The sequence below is a fragment of the Skermanella sp. genome, assembly GCF_059503625.1.
This window is the reverse complement of record NZ_JCACHA010000317.1, coordinates 1-2862: the sequence shown is the minus strand read 5'-3', so window position 1 is coordinate 2862 and position 2862 is coordinate 1. Positions and strand designations below refer to the sequence as shown.

The following is a 2862-nucleotide window of genomic DNA, read 5'->3' as shown; positions in this document are numbered from 1 at the left end:
AACCAGCCGGCGCACCTGACGCTGAAGGACCCTTCGGTCCCGATCCGGATCAACCTGCCCGAGTACGACGCGCCGGAGCAGCGCTACTGCCCGGCCGGCGTCTACGAGATCGTGCGCGACGATGCCGGGGCCAATCCCCGGCTCCAGATCAACGCGCAGAACTGCGTTCACTGCAAGACCTGCGACATCAAGGACCCGACCCAGAACATCAACTGGGTGGTGCCGGAGGGCGGCGGCGGACCGAACTATCCGAATATGTGACTTTCCCGATACTTGAGTCTGAGCCGGGTATTTTTTCATTGCCTGCACCGCACCGCAGCGACATCTCATCGTCAGGTTGAGAGTTGCAGGTGCGGAGCGGTGGGGCGATGAACGACCGGCAGATCCTTGAACTTACGGAATGGGTGGCCGAATCCGGCTTGGCGGGACTGTCGGAAACCGAACTGATCGACGGCTTCTGCCGCCGGCTGGTGGAAAACGGCGTGCCGCTGACGCGGATGGCCGGGATCATCGACACGCTGCATCCGGTTCTGGAAGCCCGCACCTTCCACTGGCACCGGACGAAGAACGAGACGCAGGCAATCGATTACGCCCGCTCCAGTGCGCGCGAAGGCCAGGAGAAGTGGCTGGTCAGCCCCTTCCACTACCTGTTCGTGTCAGGCGAGAAATCGCTGCGCTGCCGGATCGTCGATGGCGATTGCCCATCCGACCGGTTCCCGGTATTGGCCGAGTTCCGTGACGACGGGCTGACGGATTATCTCGCGGTACACACCCGGTTCGGCAAGGCGCTGACGATCGGGATGATGGACTGCCTGTTCTCGTCCTGGGCGACCGACCACGCGGAGGGCTTCGCGGACTGGCAGGTCGGCATGATCGAGCGGGCGCTGCCCATGCTGGCGCTGGCGATCCGCGACGTCTCGGTCGGGCGGATCGCGGAAACGCTGGTCGAGACCTATCTCGGCCGCGACGCCGGGCGACGGGTGCTGGGCGGCTACATCGAGCGCGGCGTCGCCGAGCGGATGAGCGCCGTGATGTGGTTCAGCGATCTCCAGGGCTTTACCCGGATCACCGACACGGTCCCGCCGGAACAGGTGATCCCGCTGCTCAACGACTACGCCGACGCCATCGTGTCGTCGATCCACGACCATGGCGGTCAGGTGCTGAAGTTCATGGGCGACGGGATCATGGCGATCTTCAGCGGCGCCGAGGACTGCGAACTCTGCACCCGCGCGCTGGACGCGGCGGAGGAAGCGACAAGGCGGGTCGCCGCGCTGAACGCGCGGCGGCAGGCGGAAGAACTGCCCTGGACCAACTTCTACCTGGGCCTCCACGTCGGCGAGGTGTTCTACGGCAACATCGGCAGCGAGGACCGCCTGGACTTCACCGTCATCGGCCCGGCGGTCAACGAGGTCAGCCGGATCGCCGCGATGTGCCGCTCGCTCGACCAGGAAGTCCTGCTGTCCTCCGCCTTCGCCACCTCGGCGGAGGCCTGCGCACAGCGGATGGTCTCGGTCGGGCGGTTTGCGTTGCGGGGGGTAGGGCAGCCCCAGCATCTGTTCACGCTCGATCCGGGGGCATGATCCGGAGCGGTGGGAAACTTCACTCCGTAACCGCGACGGCGATGGCCTCGGTGTGGCGAACCACCACCTCGTCGCCTTTCTGTACGGCGTCCAGTCTGGTGACCTCGGGACCGACCTTGAACGTGCGCGCGCGGCCACTAGGCCCCCTGACCACTACGATGCGATTGGCATAGTCGATGCTTTCGACCGTCGCGGTGATCTCGTTGGTGCTCGTGGCAACCGCGCCCGGCCTTTGGCCGAGAGGGGCCCTTTCGAGGGTGCCGGTGGGCTCCGCCGCTGGCGCTCCCGTCGCTGGCCGTACGAAGACGGCCGTCGCCTCCTGGTACTGGGCTGTCACCGTGTCTCCGGCCTCGATTTGATCGAAGTTCCTCACCCGTTCGTCCAGGATGAGACCGAGCGTGCTGCCATCCTCGCCGCGCAGGACGACCATGCGCTCCGGACGGTTGACCGCCAGCACCTTGGCGCGCTCCGTGACGAGATCGCTGGTGACGAAAGCGGGCCTCTCGGCCTCGGCCGTGTTGACCACTGCCGGCTGCGCGCAGGCTGACAGGAGCAAGGTGCAGAAAATGCCCGTCGCGCAGAGAAACGGATTGGTCTTCGTCATGTGTCTTTCTCCAATAATGATTAGTCGACAGCTTGTATCGGCGTCGAGATGTATCTCCCGGTTCGGCCTTCTCACAAGAGAACATCGCCGATAGTGTCATCGAGTTCTTGGGCTTTTGCTGACGTTATTTCAGGAGTGGAACTGCTATTTTTATACCGGTCCAGGATCTTTCAGCACCCCGACACCGCACGCAGCGGCAGCGGCACCGCTGATCCCGCTGAAGAACGCCATAGCCAAAGCCGGCTTGAGAGATTCGTCAGTTTTCATTCGATCGTCCCCCCCTGCATGAAGTGGGTAGAACTCAGTATGCCCTGTCGGTGATTTCTTGCGCAACAACCCGAGTATGAATTTACTATCTCAAAGATAGTGCACTCTGATCTGCATCAAACAAAGAATTCAACAATTTGTCAATTAAGGAAAAGGCGCCCATACCATGCAAAATAAAGCATCCAATAAAGTATAGTTTGTAATTTTTTGCTTGGGTGGTATCTGCTTTCTCTAATTCTTGTATCCGTAAGGAAGCGGATTTGCCGAAAGTGTTAGGTGGCTATCGGGCAAGGCATGTCGAGCCGGCGGTTTCTTACCGACCTTGGATCACGGAATGAGGTGGGGTGGGTAAAAACGGTTCGCGGGCCGGCCGCCTGCCTGGGGAGGTGCAGCCGGCCGGCCCGCGAGAGT

Annotated in this window: 3 protein-coding genes; 2 read left to right on the top strand and 1 reads right to left on the bottom strand. The window is 62.2% G+C overall.

What is annotated here, in order from left to right:
- Both AC5JJ6_RS07250 and AC5JJ6_RS07245 read left to right on the top strand, forming a co-directional pair.
- A partial coding sequence (locus tag AC5JJ6_RS07250; protein ID WP_496041391.1) for a 4Fe-4S dicluster domain-containing protein occupies positions 1 to 261 on the top strand: 261 nt, incomplete at its 5' end.
- Positions 262 to 368: 107 nt separating this feature from the next.
- Positions 369 to 1580 (top strand): adenylate/guanylate cyclase domain-containing protein, encoded by a 1212-nt coding sequence (locus AC5JJ6_RS07245; protein ID WP_496041390.1) that lies wholly within the window; start codon positions 369 to 371, stop codon positions 1578 to 1580.
- A 19-nt stretch (positions 1581 to 1599) separates the two neighbouring features.
- Here AC5JJ6_RS07245 and AC5JJ6_RS07240 read toward each other — a convergent pair whose 3' ends face one another.
- Entirely contained in the window at positions 1600 to 2184 is a 585-nt protein-coding gene (locus AC5JJ6_RS07240) for a hypothetical protein (protein ID WP_496041389.1), read from the bottom strand.
- Positions 2185 to 2862 lie beyond the last annotated feature (678 nt).